At 65.5% G+C, this 20,972-nt stretch carries 19 protein-coding genes; 12 read left to right on the forward strand and 7 right to left on the reverse strand.

The window, feature by feature from the left end; genetic code table 11:
* The first annotated feature begins 129 nt into the window (after positions 1–129).
* Together ACIPXZ_RS05450 and pabB are read left to right on the forward strand one after the other, a co-directional pair.
* Positions 130–675, forward strand: coding sequence for a low molecular weight protein-tyrosine-phosphatase (locus tag ACIPXZ_RS05450; protein ID WP_400591149.1), 546 nt, complete (start codon positions 130–132; stop codon positions 673–675).
* Positions 672–2,756 carry an aminodeoxychorismate synthase component I gene (gene pabB / locus ACIPXZ_RS05455; RefSeq protein WP_400591151.1) on the forward strand — a complete coding sequence of 695 codons (2,085 nt, stop codon included), beginning with the start codon at positions 672–674 and terminating at the stop codon, positions 2,754–2,756. The genes ACIPXZ_RS05450 and pabB overlap by 4 nt, the downstream gene beginning before the upstream one ends.
* Positions 2,757–2,916: 160 nt before the next feature.
* On the opposite strand, the gene ilvD is transcribed toward pabB, so the two are convergent.
* Entirely contained in the window at positions 2,917–4,803 is a 1,887-nt protein-coding gene (gene ilvD, locus ACIPXZ_RS05460) for a dihydroxy-acid dehydratase (protein ID WP_400591153.1), read from the reverse strand.
* Positions 4,804–5,099: 296 nt separating this feature from the next.
* Between ilvD and ACIPXZ_RS05465 the strand changes: the two genes are divergently transcribed.
* A complete protein-coding gene (locus ACIPXZ_RS05465) occupies positions 5,100–5,936 on the forward strand; it encodes a helix-turn-helix transcriptional regulator (RefSeq protein ID WP_400591155.1) in 837 nt (278 codons plus the stop codon).
* 13 nt (positions 5,937–5,949) lie between these two features.
* Here the strand turns inward: ACIPXZ_RS05465 and cls are convergent, their stop codons facing one another.
* Positions 5,950–7,416 (reverse strand): cardiolipin synthase, encoded by a 1,467-nt coding sequence (gene cls / locus ACIPXZ_RS05470; RefSeq protein ID WP_400591157.1) that lies wholly within the window; start codon positions 7,414–7,416, stop codon positions 5,950–5,952.
* A gap of 144 nt (positions 7,417–7,560) precedes the next feature.
* On the opposite strand from cls, the gene ACIPXZ_RS05475 reads away from it, so the two are divergent.
* A complete protein-coding gene (locus tag ACIPXZ_RS05475; RefSeq protein WP_400591159.1) occupies positions 7,561–8,484 on the forward strand; it encodes an aminodeoxychorismate lyase in 924 nt (307 codons plus the stop codon).
* Between the two features lie 102 nt (positions 8,485–8,586).
* Here the strand turns inward: ACIPXZ_RS05475 and ACIPXZ_RS05480 are convergent, their stop codons facing one another.
* The gene (locus tag ACIPXZ_RS05480) at positions 8,587–9,093 is read right to left on the reverse strand and encodes a GNAT family N-acetyltransferase (protein WP_400591161.1); all 507 of its coding nucleotides are present in this window, start codon (positions 9,091–9,093) and stop codon (positions 8,587–8,589) included.
* A gap of 150 nt (positions 9,094–9,243) precedes the next feature.
* On the opposite strand from ACIPXZ_RS05480, the gene ACIPXZ_RS05485 reads away from it, so the two are divergent.
* From ACIPXZ_RS05485 to ACIPXZ_RS05505, 5 genes are all read left to right on the forward strand, one after another.
* Positions 9,244–9,729, forward strand: coding sequence for an SRPBCC domain-containing protein (locus ACIPXZ_RS05485; protein ID WP_400591163.1), 486 nt, complete (start codon positions 9,244–9,246; stop codon positions 9,727–9,729).
* A gap of 257 nt (positions 9,730–9,986) precedes the next feature.
* A complete protein-coding gene (locus tag ACIPXZ_RS05490; protein ID WP_400591165.1) occupies positions 9,987–10,985 on the forward strand; it encodes a FecCD family ABC transporter permease in 999 nt (332 codons plus the stop codon).
* Entirely contained in the window at positions 10,982–11,788 is an 807-nt protein-coding gene (locus ACIPXZ_RS05495) for an ABC transporter ATP-binding protein (protein ID WP_400591167.1), read from the forward strand. The genes ACIPXZ_RS05490 and ACIPXZ_RS05495 overlap by 4 nt, the downstream gene beginning before the upstream one ends.
* Positions 11,785–12,825 carry an ABC transporter substrate-binding protein gene (locus tag ACIPXZ_RS05500; protein WP_400591169.1) on the forward strand — a complete coding sequence of 347 codons (1,041 nt, stop codon included), beginning with the start codon at positions 11,785–11,787 and terminating at the stop codon, positions 12,823–12,825. Before ACIPXZ_RS05495 ends, ACIPXZ_RS05500 begins: the two co-directional genes overlap by 4 nt.
* Positions 12,826–12,999: 174 nt before the next feature.
* On the forward strand, positions 13,000–13,911 hold the full coding sequence (locus tag ACIPXZ_RS05505) for an NADP-dependent oxidoreductase (protein WP_400591171.1): 912 nt from the start codon (positions 13,000–13,002) through the stop codon (positions 13,909–13,911).
* Positions 13,912–14,002: 91 nt separating this feature from the next.
* Here ACIPXZ_RS05505 and ACIPXZ_RS05510 read toward each other — a convergent pair whose 3' ends face one another.
* Positions 14,003–14,380: a winged helix-turn-helix transcriptional regulator gene (locus tag ACIPXZ_RS05510; RefSeq protein ID WP_400591173.1), complete on the reverse strand. Its 378-nt coding sequence runs from the start codon at positions 14,378–14,380 to the stop codon at positions 14,003–14,005.
* A 57-nt stretch (positions 14,381–14,437) separates the two neighbouring features.
* On the opposite strand from ACIPXZ_RS05510, the gene ACIPXZ_RS05515 reads away from it, so the two are divergent.
* Positions 14,438–15,151, forward strand: coding sequence for an NAD(P)-dependent oxidoreductase (locus tag ACIPXZ_RS05515; protein WP_400591174.1), 714 nt, complete (start codon positions 14,438–14,440; stop codon positions 15,149–15,151).
* A gap of 176 nt (positions 15,152–15,327) precedes the next feature.
* On the opposite strand, the gene ACIPXZ_RS05520 is transcribed toward ACIPXZ_RS05515, so the two are convergent.
* Positions 15,328–16,167: a hypothetical protein gene (locus ACIPXZ_RS05520; protein WP_400591175.1), complete on the reverse strand. Its 840-nt coding sequence runs from the start codon at positions 16,165–16,167 to the stop codon at positions 15,328–15,330.
* Positions 16,168–16,717: 550 nt separating this feature from the next.
* Here ACIPXZ_RS05520 and ACIPXZ_RS05525 point away from each other — a divergent pair.
* On the forward strand, positions 16,718–17,038 hold the full coding sequence (locus ACIPXZ_RS05525) for a hypothetical protein (protein ID WP_400591177.1): 321 nt from the start codon (positions 16,718–16,720) through the stop codon (positions 17,036–17,038).
* Positions 17,039–18,295: 1,257 nt separating this feature from the next.
* A complete protein-coding gene (locus tag ACIPXZ_RS05530; RefSeq protein WP_400591179.1) occupies positions 18,296–18,961 on the forward strand; it encodes a hypothetical protein in 666 nt (221 codons plus the stop codon).
* Between the two features lie 776 nt (positions 18,962–19,737).
* On the opposite strand, the gene ACIPXZ_RS05535 is transcribed toward ACIPXZ_RS05530, so the two are convergent.
* Positions 19,738–20,142 carry a nuclear transport factor 2 family protein gene (locus ACIPXZ_RS05535; RefSeq protein ID WP_400591181.1) on the reverse strand — a complete coding sequence of 135 codons (405 nt, stop codon included), beginning with the start codon at positions 20,140–20,142 and terminating at the stop codon, positions 19,738–19,740.
* Positions 20,133–20,939: an MBL fold metallo-hydrolase gene (locus tag ACIPXZ_RS05540; protein WP_400591183.1), complete on the reverse strand. Its 807-nt coding sequence runs from the start codon at positions 20,937–20,939 to the stop codon at positions 20,133–20,135. The genes ACIPXZ_RS05535 and ACIPXZ_RS05540 overlap by 10 nt, the downstream gene beginning before the upstream one ends.
* Positions 20,940–20,972: the final 33 nt, after the last annotated feature.

The following is a 20,972-nucleotide window of genomic DNA, read 5'->3' on the forward strand; positions in this document are numbered from 1 at the left end:
GCTCTCGAAGGCCAAGGCGGCCAGAGTGGGGACACCGGAACGCCAGACCGGATCGGACACCGGCACTGGATCCAGCACCTGCACCGTATCGGGCACCTGCACCGGCCCGTCACCGGCTACCGTTGAAGCATGGCTGATTCCCCTTTCCGAGTCGTGACGGTGTGCACCGGCAATATCTGCCGCTCACCCATGGCGGAGCGTCTTCTCCGGCGAGCGCTTCAGGAGGCCGCTGCGAGCTCAGCCGAGGATGCGATCCTCTCCGAGGTCGCAGTGGATTCGGCAGGGATCAGCGACGAGGAGGCCGGACGTTCCATGGACCACCGCGCGGAAGCGCAGCTGAGGTCCATGGAAATCGACCCTTCCGGACACGTGGCCCGCGAATGGGACTCCGCCTGGTTCCGTGAGCGCGACCTCATCCTGGCCATGGACGTCAACCACCACCGGGCGTTGTTGCGCTGGGCCCCGGATGATGAGGCCCGTGCCAAGGTCCGCATGTTCCGTTCCTTCGACCCGGCCGTCGAAGGCAAGGAGATCGGGGCACAGGGCATCTACGACCCCTGGTATGGGGACGCGGCGGACTTCGTCGAATGCGCCACCATGATCTCCGCGGCTCTGGACCCGCTGGTGGACTTCATCCGCACGGCGGTGGCCCGCGGGGCGCAGCACGGCCAATGACCTCTCCTCGCACCGCTCCCCTGCTCATCGGCGTGGATGGCCGTTCAGGCGCCGGGAAGACGACCCTCGCCGTCGAACTCTGCACTCGTCTGCGGCAGCATCGCAGCGTCTCCTTGTTCCACATGGAAGATATCTATCCCGGCTGGGACGGGCTCGCCGGCGGGATCGAGCGCTATGTGGACACGGTGCTCACCCCGCTTTCCACCGGCCACGCTGCACGCTGGACCACCTGGGACTGGGTGGCCGGGAAGGACGGCCCGGAACGCGGCACAGCGGCCTCCGAGATCGTCGTGATCGAAGGCGTCGGCGCCTGCTCCGCCGCTGCCCGCGAACTGCTGGATGTCACGCTGTGGGTCGAGGCGGCCGACGACGACCGCAAGACCCGTGCCCTGGCCCGGGACGGCGAGACCTACATCCCGTTCTGGGACAGCTGGGCCGGCCAGGAACTCAAGTGGCTCGGCCAGGACCCGGTCCCGGAACACGTCGAACTCACCGTCCGCAACCCTGCCTGCGGCACCGCCGTCGACGACGTCGTCGAGCTGCTCTGCCAGCACCCCCTCGCCGGCTCACTGATGGCGCCGGAACAGACGCAACGCGAGTCACGTGCCGCGCGGTTCACGGCGTTCGCCTGCCCGGAATCGTCCGATGGCACACGGCCGGTCGATGAGGAACACCTGTTTTCCGCGCTCTTCGGCGGGGAGCACCGCGCCGCTTGGCTGGACTCCTCCGATGCGGGCCTCCCTGGAACCACCCGGAACCGCTTCAGCATCATGGCGTCCGATGAAGGACGCGGGCTCAGCGCGGAACATCGCGACGGCACGATGCACCTCCGCAGCGGATCGGTCACCGCTCGCTTCCGCACCCCGTTCTTCCGCTGGCTCTCCTCCGCATGGCGCACCCAGGCCGCCGCGCCCGCGCCGGCCGACTATGCCTGCGAGTTCCAGCTCGGCTGGCTCGGCTGGCTCGGCTACGAGCTCAAGCGCGAGTGCGGAGGCTCCTCCGTGTCCACGGCCGGAGCCACGGTCCCTGACGCGGCGCTGTTGTTCGCGGACCGGGCCGTCGTGCTGGACCACCGGAAGAACGTCGTCTGGGCGCTCGAACTCGCCTCGGCGGACGAGGACAGGCACGACGACGGCGAGCGGCAGAGCTGGCCCGCCGCCGTCGCCCGCGCAGTGGAGCTGGCGCGAACCCCCGCCGAGGACGAGCCGTCGTCGTCCGGTTTCGGGACGGCGCCGCGGTTCAGTGCCCGCGATTCGCACGAGTCCTACCTGGCCAAGGTCCGCGCGAGCCAGGATGAGATCCGCGAAGGCAACAGCTACGAAATCTGTCTGACCACGGCTCTGAGCGCCCCTGCGCCGGGCTTCGACAGCTGGGAGGCGTACCGGGCGTTGCGGCGGCGCAACCCTGCCCCGTTCGCGAGCTTCCTGCGCTTCGACGGGGTGACCGTCGCGAGCACCTCGCCGGAGCGGTTCCTCTCCATCGGGTCCGGGGGCGGCATGCTGGCCGAACCGATCAAAGGCACACGCCGCCGTGCCGAGGACGCCGTCGAGGACTCCGCGCTGCAGGAAGATCTACGGTCTAGCCTGAAAGACCGGGCTGAGAACATCATGATCGTGGACCTGCTCCGCAACGACCTCAGCCACCACGCGGTGCCGGGCAGCGTCGCCGTCAGCCGGCTGTGCGCCATCGAAAGCTATGCGACGGTGCACCAGATGGTCAGCAGCATCGAAGCGCGCCTCGCGCCGGGCGCATCCCGTGTCGAGGCCCTCACGGCGGCGTTCCCCCCGGGGTCCATGACCGGAGCCCCGAAGATCAGCACCATGGCCATCCTCGATGTACTGGAGGCCGCACCGCGCGGCGTGTACTCCGGCGTCGTCGGCTACTTCTCCTTGAACGGCGCCACCGACCTCTCCGTGGTGATCCGCACCCTGGTGGCCTCCGGCTCCGGAGAGGAGACCCGGCTCAGCCTCGGCGTCGGCGGAGCCGTCACCGCCGATTCGGACCCCGAAAGCGAGTACCAGGAGATCCGTGCCAAAGCCTTCGGAGTCCTGAGCACCCTCGGCTCCGACTACCCCGGCTGACACCGGCCACAGGAACCCGGAGCATGGCTCGCAGACGCCCTGCAACCCCTCCAGCGCCCCGCCGAGCCCGCTAGTTGCGTGCGAAACCGCGCATTGAATGAGCGAGTTCGCAACGGAGTAGCGAGTTCGGCGGGGGTGAGAGCCTGTGGCAGCCAGGAACCTACTGCGCCACCGGCTGCGGCGAGGTCATGCGGTACAGGGCGTCGACGTCGCGCACCGCGCCCTTGTCCGCGGAGGTGGCCATGGCCGCGTAGGCCCGCAGCGCGGCGGACACCTGACGTTCGCGGCCCACCGGGTGGTAGCCCGTGGTCGCTTCGAGGCGCTCACGCCGTGCCTCCAGCTCGGCGGGGTCCACCAGGAGTTCCAGGGAACGGGTGGGGATGTCGATGCGGATGCGGTCGCCGTCCTCCACCAGGGCAATGGTGCCGCCCGACGCCGCCTCCGGGGAGATGTGCCCGATCGAGAGGCCCGAGGTGCCGCCGGAGAAGCGGCCGTCCGTGATCAGCGCGCACTTCTTGCCCAGGCCACGGCCCTTGAGGAACGAGGTCGGATACAGCATCTCCTGCATGCCCGGACCGCCCTTGGGACCCTCGTAGCGGATGACCACCACGTCGCCCTCCTTGACGGTCTTGTTGAGGATCTTCTCCACGGCCTCGTCCTGGGACTCGCAGACCACGGCGGGGCCCTCGAAGGTCCAGATGGACTCATCCACGCCGGCGGTCTTCACCACGGCACCATCGACGGCGATGTTGCCACGCAGGACGGCCAGGCCGCCGTCCTTGGAGTACGCGTGCTCGACGGAGCGGATGCAGCCACCCTCGGAATCGGTGTCCAGGGAAGTCCAGACGTTCGACTGAGAGAACGCCGTCGAGGAGCGGACACCGCCGGGCGCCGCGTGCCAGAGCTCCTGGGCCTCCTGGGTGGCCTTGCCGCCGCGGACATCCCAGTCGTCCAGCCAGCCGTTCAGATCGGCGGAGTGCACGGAGTGGACGTCCTGGTGGAGCAGACCACCACGGTTCAGCTCCCCGAGAAGGGCGGGGATGCCACCGGCGCGGTGCACGTCCTCCATGTAGTAGGTCTTGTCCTTGGCGACATTCGGAGCCACCTTGGCCAGGCAGGGCACCTGGCGGGACTTGGCGTCCATCTCGGCCAGTCCATAGTCCACACCGGCCTCCTGCGCTGCGGCGAGCAGGTGCAGGATCGTGTTGGTGGAGCCGCCCATGGAGATGTCCAGCGCCATGGCGTTGTCGAAGGCCTTGGCCGTGGCGATGGAGCGGGGCAGGACGGAGTCGTCGTCGCCGTCGTAGTAGCGCTTGACCAGATCGACGACGGTGGAGCCGGCCTTCTCGTAGAGGGCCTTGCGGGCGGTGTGGGTGGCCAGCACGGAACCGTTGCCCGGCAGGGAGAGGCCGATCGCCTCGGTGAGGCAGTTCATGGAGTTCGCGGTGAACATGCCGGAGCAGGAGCCACAGGTGGGGCAGGCGTTCTCTTCGATGAGATTGATGTCCGCGTCGGAGATGGACTCGTCCACGGCGTCCGCGATCGCGTTCACCAGGTCCAGGGAGCGGACCGAGCCGTCCGTGAGCGTGACGCGGCCGGCCTCCATGGGGCCGCCGGAGACGAACACGGTGGGGATGTTCAGGCGCAGCGCGGCCATGAGCATGCCGGGGGTGATCTTGTCGCAATTGGAGATGCAGACCAGGGCGTCGGCGCAGTGCGCGTTGGCCATGTACTCCACGGAGTCGGCGATCAGATCGCGGGACGGCAGGGAGTAGAGCATGCCACCGTGGCCCATCGCGATCCCGTCGTCGACGGCGATCGTGTTGAACTCGCGCGGCACGGCGCCCGCGGCGAGGATCGCATCGGAGACGATGCGGCCCACGGGGGCGAGGTGCGTGTGGCCCGGGACGAACTCGGTGAAGGAGTTGGCCACGGCGATGATCGGCTTGCCGATGTCGGAATTGGCGACGCCGGACGCGCGCAGCAGTGCGCGGGCTCCAGCCATGTTGCGGCCGTGGGTGACAGTGCGTGAACGATATGCGGGCATGGTCCCAGTCTTCCGTCTGCAACGACCAGCACCAAGACGGCCCTGCTTCTGGTAGTGAGAGTACTAGAATCAGTGATCTGACCGCCGGGACCTCAGCCCTGACCTCAGCTGCCGAGTTCGTGGGTTTCGGCTGGCCCGGTCCCGCTGAGTTCGTGGGTTTCGGCTGAGTTCGTGGATTTTTCCCACGAACTCAGCCGAAACCCACGAACTCAGCGGGGCGCGGCAACAGGCGCATGCCGGACCCAGACCTTGGCGCATCTCCCTCCCACCCGAACGCACTTCGAAAGGCGAGCACCATGACTGAAGCAGAGGCCTGGCGGAAAGAACTCGGCGGCTTCCTGACCGCGCGCCGTCGTCAAGCCGTGCGCAGCGATTACGGTCTCCCCCAAGCCGGACGGGGGAAGGATGTGGGGCTTCGGCGTGAAGAGGTCGCGTTCCTCTCCGCCATCTCGGTGACCTGGTACACCTGGCTCGAACAGGGCAGGAAGGTCAACCCGTCCCGCGAGGTCCTCGCGTCCCTCGCCACCGTGCTCCGCCTGGATCCCGCCGAGGAACGCTACCTCTTCACCCCGTTCGGCTACGCGGCCCCGGCACCCGGCCCCGGAACGGCGGAGACGACGGCGCACGTGCAGCGGCTGCTCGACGCCATCGACCCGAACCCCGCCCTGGCCCTCGAAGGCAATTGGGACATCGTGGCCTGGAACCAGGCGTACAGTGCGCTCTTCCCAAGGGTCCTGGAGGTCTCCGGGCCGGAGCGGAACCTTCTGAAACTCGTCTTCACCGATCCCGCGGTCCGAGCCCTGCTGCCGGACTGGGACCAGACCAGCGCCCAGTTCCTCGCGGAGTTCCGGGCGGAGACCGGATCCCGGATCGAGGACGCCCGGAAAGCCAGTCTCGTGGCCGGGTTGCTGCAGTCGAGCCCCGAGTTCCGTGCCCAGTGGGATGCCCACGGCATCCGCGGCTTCACACCCCGCACCCGCGCCTTCAACCATCCAGGCGGCGGGACGCGGGTCTACGAACACCACCAGCTGAGTCTTGCGGACGCTCCGGCTCTGAAGCTGATCGTCTACACGCCGGCGTCGGGCGCCGGGACGAACCCGACGGACGACGGCGGCGCCGTCGCCTCACGCTGACCGTCACCGCACGCTATTGCAGCGTGGCGGAGAGCCGGCACACATTGTCGGCGTACTTGGAGAGCACGGAACGTTCCTGCCACTCCTCCAGGCTCAGCTCCCGTGAGGTGGCACGGTACTGTTCCTGAACCTCACGCAGCGCCGCCACGATCTCCGGACCGATCATCATCAAGGAGACCTCGAAGTTCAGCGAGAAGGACCGCATGTCCATGTTGCTGGACCCCAGCACCGCCACCTCGTCGTCCACCGTGAAGTGCTTCGCGTGCAGCACGGCGGGCGCCTTGTAGAGGTGGATCCGCACTCCGGCCTCCAGGAGCGTCTGATAGTAGGACCGTTGGGCGTGGTGCACCAGGAACTGATCGCCCTGCTCGGAGACGAAGAGTTCCACATGCACGCCGCGCTGGACCGCTGTCGTGATGGCATAGAGCAGGGAATCGTCCGGCACGAAGTAAGGACTGCAGATGGAGATCCGTTCCTGCGCGGAGTAGATCAGGGCATTGAACAGGCGCAGATTGTTCTCCTGCGAGAACCCGGGCCCGCTGGGCACCACCTGGGCCGGGATCGCGCCGTCGACCAGTTCGGGCAGGATGATCTGCTCCTCCAGGGACTCGTCCGTCTCGCTCAGCCAGTCGGTGGCGAAGACGACGTTCAGGCTAGCCACCACGGGCCCTTCGACCCGCGCCATGAGTTCCACCCACCGCCGGCCTGCCTTGCGGTTCTTGGCCTTGTTGTAGGAGGGTTCGGTGAGGTTCTGGGAGCCGGTGAACGCCACGTCCCCATCGACCACCAGGATCTTACGGTGATTGCGCAGATCGGGGCGGCGCCACTGACCGGAGAACGGCATCACGGGCAGCATCCGCCGCCAGCGGATGTGAGAGGCCTTGAGCCGGCGCAGCAGGCGGCGGTAGCCGGGCACCCGGAGGGTTCCGATGTGGTCGAACAGCAGGCGGACCTCCACACCACGCAGCGCGGCCTCCTCCAGCGCCGTGAACAGTGGTTCCGTCACCGAGTCGTACGCCATGATGTAGAACTCGACGTTGACGAACCGCTTGGCCCCCCGGACGGCCTCGGCCATCGCCTCGATGGAGTCCTCATAGCCGGGGATGAGCTGGACCCGGTTGCCGGTGGTGAGCGGTTGCGCGCCGAGCCGGCGGTTGAGTTCGATGGCGGAGCGCAGCCAGACCGGCAGATGCAACTGCTCCGGCACGCCCTCGAGAAGGCTGCTGGCCTCCCGGACCCGGCGGTTCACGTCCTCGAGCTCGCGGGCGCGGCGGCCCTTGAGCCGGAAGTTGCCGAACAGCAGGAACAGGATCAGGCCGACGTCGGGCACCAGAAAGATGGCCAGCAGCCAGGCCATCGCCGTGGTGGGCCGACGGTTGCCGGGCACCACGCCGAGCAGGACGAGGCGGATGACCAGATCCGCCAGGACCCAGAGAGTGAAACCCACGTTCCATTCCTGGGGCCAGATGTATGGCAGCATGCGTTTCCCCTGTTCCCTCGCCGGCCGACCATGCCGGGCGCCGTGCCGTCAAGACATTCTCACCCGAGAATGCCGCTGCCGCCGCACCTCGGTTCACCCGCGGGTTCCGCGTGGCGTCCCCGGCAGGGTGGATACGCTTGTCCCATGACTTCCATGTCCCCGAGCACCGTCCTCGTCTTCCTCGATCCGGCTCACCCTGAGGGCCGTCTGGCCGATTCCTCCGTGCCTCAGCTGATGGCGACGGACCTGGGCGCCACCCGTGGCGACGGCGTCTTCGAGTCGCTCCTGGTGCTGGATGGGAAACTGCGCAAGCTCCCCGCCCACCTGGCCCGCCTGGCGACCTCCGCCCGCGCCCTGGAACTGGAGCTCAGCGGCGAAGAGCCGTGGCGCGCGGCGATCTCCACCGCGGTCGAAAGCTACCTGGAAGCGCATCCGGGCGTGGACGAGTTCATCGTGAAGCTCCTCGTGAGCCGCGGCGTCGAGGGCGCCGGCGCACCCACCGAGTGGGTGCAGGCCAGCCCGGCACCGGCTCTCGGGAAGAAGCAGCGGGTGGAGGGCATCGACGTCGTCCTCCTGGACCGCGGTTACGACAGCGATCTGGCCGAACGCGCCCCCTGGCTGCTGCTCGGTGCCAAGACACTCAGCTACGCCGTCAACATGGCGGCACTGCGCCACGCGCACTCGCTCGGCGCGGACGATGTCATCTTCACCTCGGCGGACGGCCGCGTGCTGGAGGGCCCCACCTCCACCGTGCTGCTGGCGCACCGCGAGGTGCACGACGACGGATCGGTCACCAAACGCTTGATCACCCCGCAACTCGATTCGGGCATCCTCCCGGGCACCTCGCAGGGCGCGCTCTTCACGGCGGCCCAGGCGGCCGGCTGGGAGCTGGGTTACGGGCCGCTGGAGCCGGAGGACCTGTTCGACGCCGATGCGGTGTGGCTGATCTCCTCGATCCGGCTGATCGCCCCGGTGAACCACCTCGACGGCAAGACCATCGGATCCGACCCGGCCGTGGCCGCAGAACTCACCGCCGAGCTGAATCAGCTGTTCGCCGGGATCGAATAGCCGTTCCCTCCCCTTCCACCGCCTCGCGAGATGCCAGTTGAGCACAGTCCTGCTCCTGTGGACTGTGCTCAACTGGCATCTCGCGAGCAAATAGGGAGGGAGTCAGACCTCCGCAACCATGACGACGCGCGGCCAGCGGTCCAGTCCGTGCGTCGCCTCCTCCGCGACCCGAGCCCGCACCTCGGGGCCCCAGTCCTCCTCGGGCAGGATCCGGAAGCCGAGTCTGGCGTAGTACGAGGCATTCCAAGGGACGTCCGCGAAGGTGGTCAGCGAGACTCGGGTGAACCCCCGCTGCCGGGCCGTGTCGCGCAGGTGCTGCACAAGGCGCGCCCCGAGTCCCTGCCGGGCATGTCCCGGATCCACGCTGAGTTGCTCCAGGTGCGCCGCCTCGTCCAGCAGTTCACCGACCGCGTAGGCGACCACGCCGTCGTCATGGGCCGCACCCTCGTCCGGCACGAGTACCCACGCCCAGCCGGAGTCGACGAAACCCTGAAGCTCCTCGTCCGAGAGCGGCTCGTCCTCCGCGATGGCGGCCATGTCCACCTGGCGGAACTGCTCTCCGGCGGCCCTCTCCAGGTCCTGAACTGCGGCGAAGTCGGCGGAAGTCATGCTGCGGATCATGGCTCCAGTCAATCATCCGAAGCATTGCGCCCCGTGACGGCACGTGAACGCCGGTGACGAAATGTGCCCTCCCATGAGGTCCGCCGTTGACCCTGGATGACGCGGCCCACCAGACTTCCTGGAGAACAAGGAGGACAGGTGGAGAGCATCCGGCAGCTCGAGGAATGGCAGGGCCTGCGCGGCATCAACCGCGTCTGGGAGTTCGGCACCCCGGTGGAGACCGTGTTCCGTGCTCACACCGATCCTCTCTGGCTGGCCCGCTGGCTGGTGCCCGACGGCGTGGAGCTGCGGTTCCGTCGCTGGGATGCCCGCACGGGCGGCGCCTGGAGCTATACCGTGAGCACCGCAGGCGAGGATTGGACCTTCTACGGAAGCTTCCACGAGGTATCCGAGCCTTGGCGCATCGTCCAGACCGTCGAGGCGGAGGCTGACTCGCACGGCCCCGTCCTGGAAGTCCTCGACTTCCTGGAGCTCCCCGGTGGCGGCTGCCGCCTGGAAGCCATCGCGATGTTCACCTCTCCTGCAGCGCGCGAAGAGGTGGGCGGATCGGAGGACGACGGCGGCCTGGGTCGCCTGACGGCGCTTCTCTCCGAGGTGGGAACACTCTCATCCCATTCGCGTTAATGCTAATGATTCTCATTTAACGTAGGCTGAGGGGTGTGACGCCACCCTCGCCAAGCTCAGCCGCACCCGCGACGCGCCCGGTTCCGCCCCACCCGGAACAGCCCGGGCCGCCGCATCCAGCTCCACCCACCGGACCCACCCGAACCGTTCGCAGTGGGCCACGAGAGCGCAGGGGGTCACGAGAGCGCAGTCGGCCGGGCGGCGACGCCAGGGCGAGACTGGCGAGAGCGGCAGTTCCCACCCTGGCCCTCGGCGTCATGCTCGTCCTTCTCGTCTCGGCGAGCGCAGGGCCACTTGAAACCACTCCCCTGCAGGCCGCCCGGCTCGTGTTCGGTCACCTCGTACCCGGGATGCCTTGGATGAGCGACGGTTCCCTCAGCCCGGCGCAGGATCAGGCGGTCTGGAGCTTCCGCCTGCCCCGGGCACTGCTGGCCGGGATCGCCGGGGCGAGCCTGTCGCTGGCCGGCGCCCTGCTTCAGGCCACCGTCCGAAACCCGTTGGCCGAGCCCTACATCCTGGGGGTCTCCGCCGGTGCCGGAGTAGGCGCCGTGACGGCCATCGTCGCCGGCTCCACCGCCATCGCAGGGCTCAGCCTGAACGCCGCGGCCTTCGCAGGAGCGCTCGTTGCCACACTCCTCGTCTACCTCCTGGCACGGCAGGGCGGCGTCATCGCACCCGCCCGCCTCGTGCTGGCCGGCGTCGCACTCGGTTCGCTCCTGTCCGCCGTGACCAACTTCCTGACCATCACCACGGAAGCCCAGAACGTCTACAGCGTGCTGTTCTTCCTGCTCGGCAGCGTCTCCGCCGCCGACTATCCGCAGCTGCTTCTTCCGGGGCTCAGTCTCCTGGCCGTTTCGGCCTTCGCCCTGCTGCGCTCGCGCTCGCTGAACGCTTTGCTGGCCGGAGACGAGACGGCCACAGCCCTGGGCGTCAATGTCCAGTCGCTACGGCGCACCCTCCTGCTCGTCACGGCATTGCTGACGGCCACGACGGTCGCCGTCTGCGGGGGCATCGGCTTCGTCGGGCTCGTGGTCCCGCACGCTGCGCGTCTGCTGTTCGGCTCGGACCACCGCCGGATGCTCCCCGTCACGATCCTCGGTGGAGCGCTGTTCCTCATGCTGGCCGATCTCCTGGCCCGGACCATCGCACCTCCGGCGGAGATTCCACTCGGCATCCTCACCGCGGTCATCGGCGCGCCGTTCTTCCTCTGGCTCCTGCGCGGCAAGAACGCCGGACTGACGGGGGCCGCATCATGAGAGTCTCCTTCGACCACGTCAGCGTCACACTCGCCGGCCGGACCATCGTCCAGGACATCAGCCTGGACGTGGAATCCGGCCAGGTGCTGGGCATCCTGGGACCCAACGGCTGCGGCAAATCCACCCTGCTCCGGAGCCTGTACCGCGTCCACCGCCCGAGCCGAGGCGTCATCAGGATCGACGGCTCAGACGTCCACCGCCTGAAACCCCGCGAAGCGGCACGCCGGATCGCGGTCATGGCCCAGGAAGGCGGGCAGGACTTCCCGCTGACCGCCCGGGAAGTCGTGCTTCTGGGCCGGGTGCCCCATCAGCGTGGCTTCGGCGCGGACTCGGAGCAGGAACTCGACCTCAGTGAACAGGCGCTGCACGACGTCGGCGCATCGTCCCTGGCGCACCGCACCTTCGCGGGCCTCTCCGGCGGTGAGAAGCAGCGCGTGCTGCTCGCCCGTGCACTCGTCCAGGAGGCTCCCGTCCTCGTACTCGACGAACCCACCAACCACCTCGACGTCGCCTTTCAGCTGGAACTGATGCGTCTGGTGACCGGACGGGGACTGACCGTACTGGCTGCGCTGCACGACATGAACCTCGCGGCCGATCACTGCGACCGCATCGCCGTCCTGAATCACGGCCGGCTGTCCGCTGTCGGTCCCCCCGGGGATGTCCTCGGAGAAGACCTGATCCGCGAGACCTTCAGCGTCGAGTCACGCACGCTGACTCATCCGTTGACCGGGCGGCCCCTGATCGCCGTCGCCGCTTCGCCCTCTGCCATTCGGCAGACCCCTGAAATCAAAGGAATCGCATGACGCTTCACACACTCCGCCCGTCCACCCCGAAGAACCGGCGGCCGGCCGCCCGGGCCGCAGCCCTGGTCCTGGGCCTGACCTTCCTGACAGGCTGCGGGCAGTCCGTCACGGACGCCACCCGGCAGACCGCCCCGGCCTCCGCAGCCACTCCCGCCGGGCAGATCCAGAACTGCGGACGAACCCTGGCCTTCACCAGCATCCCGAGCCGGGCTGTTGCGATGACTCCTGGGCAGTCCGAACTCCTGATCAAGCTGGGGCTGGCTGATTCCGTGGTGGCGGAAGCCCAATCCAAAGGCAGGGAGCTGGCCGCCGAACTCAAATCCACGGGGAAGGTGATTCAACTCAGCGATAAGACACCGCCGGGACGGGAATCCCTGCTGGGTGTGCGACCCGATTTCGTCTACTCCCCCACCGGCTACGAGTTCACCGCGGAGCAGGGCTTCGCCAGCATCGAGCAGCTGAAGAAGGCCGGGGCCGAGTCCTATGTCGCGACCGCGGGCTGCTTGGAACGCCGTAGTTCCGCCGAGGTCGGCGATCTGCTGACGGACATCGGCAACCTCGGGGCCATTTTCGGCGTCAGAGACCGGGCCGCCGCGGTGCAGGAGGAGGCCCGGACCGCGCTGAACGACGTGAGCAAGGCGGTTGACGGCAAGAAGCGGCCCCGCGTTCTCGAGGTGTTCGTGGAGGGCAGCACCATCTCCGCGATCGGTGCCGGAATCGAGCACGACATGATCCACCGGGCCGGCGGCGACAACGTCTTCTCCCCCACGGACCCCGCATTCAGTTCGTTCTTCTCCGCAGTGATCTCGCCGGAGACACTGACCCAGAAGAACCCCGAGGCCATCGTCTTCACCACGCTGGACAAGGCGCACGAACAGGCCACCCTCGCCTTCCTCCGGCAGAAATTCCCCAACGTCCCCGCGGTGAAGGACAACCGTCTGATCGCCATCGATTCCGACGAGGTGATGCCCGGCACCTGGGGAAACATCCGCGCCGTGCAGGAGATCGCCCGCGGGCTGCATCCCGCCGCGTCCTGAGCCGACGACGTCGCAGGGCGGCCACGCGGCGTCGTCGGCGTCATGCAGCGCTGAACGTCATCCGGCGTCATGGAACCGCCGCTCAGGAATGGAGCGGCGGTTCCTCCCGTTGCAGGCAACATCACCACGGACGCGCCACACGACGGCGCACCGCCTGCTGAACGAGGAGAGACCATGGCACGTGCAGTACGGTACGAACAGTTCGGAGGGCCCGAGGTCCTCGACATCGCCGAAGTCCCCGAGCCGCATCCCGGCCCCGGTGAGGTACGGGTCCGGGTGACCGCGGCGGGCCTGAACCCTGTCGACTTCAAGATCTTCCACGGCGGCCCCGTCGCTCAGGCCTTCGGCGGAGCGCCGGGAGCCGGAGTGGGCAATGACTTCGCCGGGGTCGTCGACGAACTCGGCGAAGGTGTCAGCGGTTTCACCCTCGGTGACCGGGTGTTCGGCGGCAAGCGCCACGAGGCCCTCGCCGATTTCCTGATCACCACCCCCGAATCGCTCCAGCGCACGCCGGAGGAGCTGTCCGATCAGCTCGCCGCCACGCTGGACATCGCAGGCCGGACCGCAGCGGCGGCGATTGACCAGCTGGGGCTCAGCCCCGCCGACACGGTCCTGATCGGCGGGGCCGCCGGTGGAGTCGGCGCCCTGGCGACCCAGCTCGCCGTGGCCACCGGCGCGACAGTGATCGGCACGGCGTCCGAGCGGAACCACGAATTCCTCCGGGATCTGGGAGCCATTCCGGTCAGCTATGGCGACGGACTCCCGGAACGGGTCCGCGACCTGGGCACCCCGACCGCGGCGGCCGACCTCAACGGCACGGAGGTGATCGACACGGCGCAGGGATTCGGCGTTCCCGCCGAGCGGATCACGGCCATCGCCGCCCACGGGCACGACGCCGGCGGGTTCACCGCGACGGGTGGCGGAGATGCCGCCCCGGGAGCCTTGGGCCGGATCGCCCAGGGAGTCGCGGACGGCACCCTGTCCCTGCCCCTCGAAGCGAGTTACCCGCTGGAGGAAGTCGCCGATGCCTACCGCCTCCTGGAAGAGGGGCACGTCCGCGGGAAAGTGGTGGTCACGCTCGTCTGAGGGCGTTCTCCGTGGGCCGGCGGTCGTCGTGGCAGCACAGCCAGCCGTCCGGCCCACCTCGGCGTTCAGCCGTCGAGGTTCAAGCGAGCGCTCATACCGCCGTCGTCGAGCTTTCCCGGGCGCGGAGAAGCTCGTCGAGGTGCCTCTCACTCCACGCCCTGACCGCGTCGATCACCTCAATGAGGCTGCTGCCGAGCGCTGTGAGCTCATATTCGACGCGGGGAGGGTTCTCCTCAAAGTCGAGCCGCACGGCGAGCCCGTCTCTGACCATGTCCCGGAGTGTCTGCGACAGCACTTTCGCGGTGACCCCGCCCATCGCTTCTCGCAGTTCCGTGAATCGGCGCGGACGATCGGCAAGGCAGAGAATGACCATCCCCATCCACTTGCCTCCGAGCTGAAAGGGGAAGGCGGCACTGGGGCACGCCGGATGAATGCGCTCGGGGCGTGCCGTGGTCTCGTCACCAGCCATTGAGTCGGTCCTCGGGTTTCGTTGAAGTAACCAGTTTCCCAAAGATACCGCGGGCGCATGAGACCAAACAGTCACTCTCGGATCGCGATCATCGGGGCCGGAGGACGCGCCGGAAGCGCTGTCACAGCTGCTGCTCGCACTCGTGGACACGAGGTCGCGGCGATCGTCCGTGACACGTCCCGCCACACCCATCTCACAGGGCTGGGCGCCTCCGTCGTGGCGGGTGACGCACTGAACGCGGAAACCCTGAAGACCGCCACCGCCGGGGCGGACGGAATCGTCCTGGCGGTCACCCCGTTCACCGCGCCGCCGCAATCCCTGGACGGCTTCGACGCCGGCTATTACGAACGGATCACCGAAAACGCGCTGCTCGCGGCCAAGTCCAACGTGGTTCCGCGGCTCATCGTGATCGGATTGTTCGCCACCCTCCGCACGGCGGATGGATCTCTTGTCGCTGACGACGAGAAGCTTCTCCCCTCCTGGCTTCGCCCGTTTGCCGCGGCCCACGCGGCAGGCGTCGAACGGCTGAGGACGCTAGGAGACCAGGTCGACTGGCTCGCCATCACCCCGCCCCCTCATCTTGGCCACGAAACACCCACCACCGGCCGCTACACGCTCGGCACCGACGTCTTCGACCCGGCAGCCGGGACATCACCCCTGTCATACGGCGACCTCGCCACCGCCGTCGTCGATCAGATCGACCAGCCCACACACCACCGCGAACAGCTCGCCGTCTACGCCGCACCACCGGGCCATTCCCGGGGGATCTAGAGGAGCAGAACGCCGGGCTAACACTCATCCCGACTTGACAAACCACTGGAAAGTGACGATGGGGTCGTCACCAATGCAAGCTCTGATGACTTCGCCGCACGGATCCGCCCGGCCCAACAGCAAGCAACCGGATAACGAGAGCTCCCGCAAACGAACGAGCGCTGTCGTGACGAGCGTCAGGGCTCAGCAGGCCGCCCCTGGTTCTCCGCCCGAGCCAGCGCTTGCTTGAGCTGCCTCACGGACCTGAAACCACTGGCCTCCGCCGCCACCGTCATGAGACGTGGGTTGGATATCCCCATCGCGAGGTACGCTCGCGCCTCCGAAAGCCGTCTCCGCTCTATTTCCCGACGCGGCGATGTCCCGAGGTCACCATACGGCCGATGCAGAGTCGGGGGTGAAACGTGCATCAGCCTAGCGAGTTCAACCACGTTGAAACCAGAGTCGCGGAACCGCTCTTCGATCAGGCTCTGCGCCTCCAAGAGCAGTTCCTCGGCGCGCGAGACGGCTGGGTTCCGCACGAGTCGCCGCTCATGAAGCAGGCCCGAAATCAAATGTTCAAGACTCTGCGAGTATGCACGCCGCGCGTACGGATTCGCGACGGATCCCTCAACACCTAGCAAGGCGTCGGTCAAGGCAAGGGCGGCAACCCGGCCCGCCGACGAAACAGGAACCGGCTGGCCCATCAACCCACGAAAGGCTTTGCCGCCCAGGATTGTCGGGGAGACCCACCAGCCGACCCTTATAGAAGGTTCCCGCGTTTCCACTGCGGCGGCGGCCTCTCCGTCAAAGAGCACCAATTCGTTCGCTCGATACTCGCCCTTCTGCCCCTCATAGGAACCATCCGACGCCCCGTCAAGGACCAAGACAGCACAGATCATTCCGGGGCGAGGAGCCAGCGCGAAAGTGCCATCGGAAGTCCACGTGCGAAACGCACTGAACAGCCCATTGGAGTCCCCCTGGACCAAAAACTTTCCAGGAGCTTCGGCAGATCCCCAGCCGAATGCTTCATTCTTCATGCCCGTAATTTACATGACTCATACGTCAATAATCTTCCCCTACCAAACCAGTACGAGCTTTATTAAAGATGGGTCATGTTGCCTCAACAAACTAGCTTTCAGCCCCTTCTTGCAAAAACGTTAAGTGATTCTGCAAAAACGTTTCAAACATCAGTGTAAATTTGCACCACAGGGTCGTAATTGATCTGATAGACGAGATCGGCAAACGTCGCATCACAGATACATGTCATGCAAGATGCGACTTATCGCATTCAAAATAGGGGGAAAAATGCAACCAAATTCTGCTGATAAGTCTCTGATCGACCCCGGAGTCGGCCGACGCACGGTTGTAAGGGGCACGGCGTGGAGCGTCCCTGTCATTGCGGCATCAATTGCCGCACCCGGCGCAGCGGCCTCTCCGTCAGGCACCTACGGCGCAGCTGTATGGCCGACCGGAATCGTTGGAGAAGCCCGTCCCGGAACGTTCTTGGAATCTCTCTGGTCAATCTGTAATGACGCCAGTAATCCGCTTCCCGCCGGCGCGACATTGAATGTCTATTACCCATATCCTATGACGTCCGGTGCCGCCAAAAAGGATGACATCTCCGGGAACAACAATCTTTTTCAGCAGGTAGGCGAGCCCCAAGGGCCGAATACCTGGTTCGATTCCAGTCAGGAGCTCTACTGGAAGACGGATTTCACGCTTACCGCTCCTCTGCCAGTCGGCGCCTGTTTCAATTTCGTCGCCAGCGCGGAAGTCTCGCCAAATTCAAACTGGACATCAGGCACAAGACGCGACTTGGTCGCCACCATCAGTATGCCCCCCGGAATCACAGATCACGCGCCCGCGAACAACTGGGCGCAGCAAGGCCCGGTTATCTTCACTCGATAGCCGGAAACATCGGCGGGGCAGAATGATGGACGTTGGGGGCCTGCCCCGCCGATGAAATTCACTGCAGTACACGGTCGAGTAGTCAATTCCCCACCTCCACACAAGCGGAAGGATCTGTTCGCATGAATGTTCCAACTCACCTCACGGCTGCCCGAATATCGGCACTCCTGGCCCTGGCGGTCCCGGTCGGAATCTTGCTTGCCATCGCTCTGTCGAACTCGGCGAGCAACTCATGGGCCGCTGTGTGTGCCGCTCTTGCGACGCTGGCTCTGCTCTGGGTCCTGGACCGTTCGGCGAACAGGGTCGCACACCGCCTGGGTTCTACGCGTCTGCCGTGGGCTCTCTGGGGTACCGTCACTGTGTCATTCTGGGTTGGCCTAGCAGCTCTGGTCCAGGTCGGGTTTCTGTTTGCCGCGAATGATTCTGACAAGCCTGCGGATTCGGTCGTCTCAACAATGATTGCGACGGGGGTTCTCGGTTGCGCCTCTGCTGCCTCCACCGTGGTGCTCGCTGGCGTGGTGCTGATTCGAATCACGAAGAACCGGGCCAGGCTGGCAAGCTGACCCGAGTAGCACCTCAGCCCAAGGACGAAAGCCGTACCTGTCACGCGAAGGTTAATTCGGTAGTATCTCGGTGGCTTCACCACGGAATTTGAAGAATTCACTGCAGAAAATTCGTGCAACTAGGCGATCTCTTTTAAAATGAAACTCTTCCTTATCGCAAAAGATCCGGACACTGGAGCCTCTCATCTTCTAGAGGTCGAGGGAGATGACTACCGGGACGCACTTGATCGGTTGGGGAGTCTCTCGAGGACCAGAGCAGCCCTCCAAGGTGATCGGAGAGACACTGCCGAGTCTTCGTATGGCGGTCCCCCGGCCGGCCCGCGTCCCAGTACCGCTCGCTCCCTCGAAATCTAACCAAAACTTGGAGATCTTTCGGTCTTGGGGGGCGAAAGATCTCCGAAGCCGGCGGCCTGAGCCTCCTTCTCGGGTCGCCTTCCCTGCGGTTGCGCTTCCTCCTCCGTCACCGGGAAGCGCAACCGCGCACAAGGGTCTGATGAATCTCGACATCGCCAATCATTCAGCGATTGAAGTACGCTCTTCCGTGCTAAAGCAGAGCTTGCTTGTGGTCCGAGGCAAGGATCAGTGGGATCTGATCCGGCTCGCGCCGAGCTATGCGGTTCCGTCATGATGCGCACAGCAGGGGTTCTCTCTTTATAAGGATTTTACGAAGTCCAAAGCGACAATCGAGGCAGATATGAGGCGAACCAAGTACAAGGGAAGGACGCCGGACCTATTCCACGGCGGACGAGCCGGATTGCGAGCTGGCGACATCCTGATCCCGGGGCTGGAACAGCCGGACATGGGCTTACAGTGGTTGCCGGCCGCCTTCTTGGAGGAGTACTCGCCTGAATGGGTGTACGTAACCACCGACATAGATCTCGCCCGTGACTATGCAGGAGTACGGGCCCAGATTGAGCGTCTGTGGTCCGGGGCCCTGTATAAAGTAGCTATCATCGGCCCACAGACTGAGGATCCGGATTACCCAACGGGCATCTCGTACAGATGCTACAGAGCGAAAATTCTCAACGTGCTTGACGAGGACGTGCCTCCCTCAATCTCGGTGACAGGGGCCGCACTGAATTATCAAACCTGGGACGATGGATCACCGCTCTATGACCATGAGGGTTATCCGCTTCCAAATCAGGTTGGCCAGTTCCTGGGCGTCACCGCCGAAGACCTTCGCGACCTAGGCTACGGAGCTCGCTTTCGCTTCATTGAGAGGCGGCAAGCACAGCTGATACACCGAACCTTTCCAGGTATGAATCAAGCCAAGATGAACGAACTCATCACTCAGGTCACCGTCATGAAGAGGTCATCTCCTGGCAAGCTTCGAGGGGGATCATGTTATCGAGGTGCTTGAGCCAGACGAGAATTACCGGCGATCACAAAGCGCTGACCTGGCTACTGACGTCCCCGACAACCCTTTGAATACGATCATCGAGGTTGGACGCTCAGCTAACGTGGCAGCGCTTGTGGTCGGCATCCCTTGCTGTTCGCCAGGATTTCGCAGCTGTCGACGGTCCCGTGGATGTCCCGCTCGCGGCGGACACTTTGGGCGCCCGTCGAGTTTCCGATATGGCTCATCTCGCGGCCCGGAACGAACTCGACAGGTCGGTGACGACGCAATCGTTCGCATGGGCAGGCTCCTTTGGGGTAGCCGCCGAATCGCGGTCGAACACGGTGCCGCTGCCGCCCACCCAGGGTCCCTCACACTCGGCGGATATCACCCGCCACCTGGAGAAACGATCTGCGTTGTTCTGTGTGATGCCAACATCAACTCCAACGACTTCATCATCTCCCCAACTGCCTGAACGAGGTAGGCGCCGCCGAAGAGCACCTCAACCGCCCGAGAATTGTCGCCTTCGCCTCGAACACCGCCAGACCGGCGCGGCCACCCAGACCGTGCGGGTCTGACCGCCTCCATCAGAACATCGACCAGTTCCAAACCACTGTCAGACTGCCGCAACTCGTCGCCAATCACCTCGCGCTGAGTTGAAGTAGCTTAACTACAAGAAGCAGGGACGGCCTTAGATCATATGGGCTACGGTGATCTGAGCGCGACCACCCCGCCAACTTGCGTCTCTGAGAGCGACGGTCCAACACCTCCAGAAACCCATGAGCACTCGAGACCTGTTTTCAGCTCATGGCATCCCTGACGAGGGCAGTGTCGACAAACTGCTCGAAGCGGACGATGAGCCCCCCGCGCACTGTGAAATGGTGGGCGACTCTGACATTGAGGTCTTTGCCCGTTGCGTTGTTGCGCGCGGTATATCGGGCCAGTACCACCACGTTCTCGCCTTCGGTGACGTACTGGTCATCATGGGCGGTCCAGTCAGTCCAGTCCCGGCCGAGGACCTCCATCACGTGCGACGTGACCCCGCCCGGAGTTCGATAGGTTCCCGCGAGCGGGAAACCCGCCATCTCAGTCCATTCCACATCGGGCGCAAGCGTCATTCGCAATGTTTCCAGGTCGCCGGCCGCCGACGCAAGATACTGGCGCCGGACGACGTCGCCCGGCTCAGTCGAATCGGTCAGCCCCACGACATCTCCCCCTTAGCGACTTTAGTGCCGAGCGACGCCGCGATCTCCAGTCCGGCGCCAGGATACTCAGCAAGTAGCGACTGTTCTGCTGAGGCAGCATCTGCAGATGCCGCAATGACTTCCTCGAACCGGCGCAGATACGCGCGAGTGTGTGTAATCGCCGTGGAATCCGACAAGGAACCGGCCAGACGGTGGCCAGCGACAACCATTGTGGGCGCGAGCGCATCGAACGCATCGAGGGCGAGGAGCCATGCGTTCCTGGCTTCGGTCGTCGCGGAATCAGCCGTCCACACATGCAAACCCTCAAACAGCAGGATCCCACCGAGGAGTGCACGCTGCTCCGGCTCGAAGACGAACCACTTGCGATCCCCAAGTGCATCATCGACACCACGCAGTTCGACACCGCGATCATCGATGTGAATAACGCCGCCGTCGAAAGCTTCAAGGTTCACGAGTCGAGTCGGCAGGTTGGATCCGAGGTGTGCCCATGCCTGCAGCTTTCCCTCATAGCTGTGCCGGATGTGGTCGATGACGTCGCTCGGCGCGATGAACCGGGCTCCAGGAAAGGCGTCGGCGATCACTTCTGCGCCGAAATAGAAATCGGGATCACCTCCGGAGATCAGCACGGTCGTCAGGGTCTTGCCCGAGTCAAGAACCGCCGCAACGATCCTGTGACCATCGGCCCGTGTGAATCCGGAATCGACGAGCACTGCCTCGGTTTCCCCTGTGATGAGCACGCTGGTCTTGTGAAGCGAGGATGCCGGCGCATCCAGAATGGTGTAGTTGAGTTCAGTCATGTCTTCTCTCCAGAAATCATCCCTACGGCCCTT

This window comes from Arthrobacter sp. NPDC090010, assembly GCF_044748305.1.
Classification (GTDB): Bacteria; Actinomycetota; Actinomycetes; order Actinomycetales; family Micrococcaceae; genus Arthrobacter_E.

Excerpts from the sequence above, each read along its gene's own strand:
- ACIPXZ_RS05450 (WP_400591149.1), top strand. The coding sequence starts at position 130 with ATGGCTGATTCCCCTTTCCGAGTCGTGACGGTGTGCACCGGCAATATC.
- pabB (WP_400591151.1), top strand. The coding sequence starts at position 672 with ATGACCTCTCCTCGCACCGCTCCCCTGCTCATCGGCGTGGATGGCCGT.
- ilvD (WP_400591153.1), bottom strand. The coding sequence starts at position 4,803 with ATGCCCGCATATCGTTCACGCACTGTCACCCACGGCCGCAACATGGCT.
- ACIPXZ_RS05465 (WP_400591155.1), top strand. The coding sequence starts at position 5,100 with ATGACTGAAGCAGAGGCCTGGCGGAAAGAACTCGGCGGCTTCCTGACC.
- cls (WP_400591157.1), bottom strand. The coding sequence starts at position 7,416 with ATGCTGCCATACATCTGGCCCCAGGAATGGAACGTGGGTTTCACTCTC.
- ACIPXZ_RS05475 (WP_400591159.1), top strand. The coding sequence starts at position 7,561 with ATGACTTCCATGTCCCCGAGCACCGTCCTCGTCTTCCTCGATCCGGCT.
- ACIPXZ_RS05480 (WP_400591161.1), bottom strand. The coding sequence starts at position 9,093 with ATGACTTCCGCCGACTTCGCCGCAGTTCAGGACCTGGAGAGGGCCGCC.
- ACIPXZ_RS05490 (WP_400591165.1), top strand. The coding sequence starts at position 9,987 with ATGCTCGTCCTTCTCGTCTCGGCGAGCGCAGGGCCACTTGAAACCACT.
- ACIPXZ_RS05495 (WP_400591167.1), top strand. The coding sequence starts at position 10,982 with ATGAGAGTCTCCTTCGACCACGTCAGCGTCACACTCGCCGGCCGGACC.
- ACIPXZ_RS05500 (WP_400591169.1), top strand. The coding sequence starts at position 11,785 with ATGACGCTTCACACACTCCGCCCGTCCACCCCGAAGAACCGGCGGCCG.
- ACIPXZ_RS05505 (WP_400591171.1), top strand. The coding sequence starts at position 13,000 with ATGGCACGTGCAGTACGGTACGAACAGTTCGGAGGGCCCGAGGTCCTC.
- ACIPXZ_RS05510 (WP_400591173.1), bottom strand. The coding sequence starts at position 14,380 with ATGGCTGGTGACGAGACCACGGCACGCCCCGAGCGCATTCATCCGGCG.
- ACIPXZ_RS05515 (WP_400591174.1), top strand. The coding sequence starts at position 14,438 with ATGAGACCAAACAGTCACTCTCGGATCGCGATCATCGGGGCCGGAGGA.
- ACIPXZ_RS05520 (WP_400591175.1), bottom strand. The coding sequence starts at position 16,167 with ATGAAGAATGAAGCATTCGGCTGGGGATCTGCCGAAGCTCCTGGAAAG.
- ACIPXZ_RS05525 (WP_400591177.1), top strand. The coding sequence starts at position 16,718 with ATGACGTCCGGTGCCGCCAAAAAGGATGACATCTCCGGGAACAACAAT.
- ACIPXZ_RS05530 (WP_400591179.1), top strand. The coding sequence starts at position 18,296 with ATGAGGCGAACCAAGTACAAGGGAAGGACGCCGGACCTATTCCACGGC.
- ACIPXZ_RS05540 (WP_400591183.1), bottom strand. The coding sequence starts at position 20,939 with ATGACTGAACTCAACTACACCATTCTGGATGCGCCGGCATCCTCGCTT.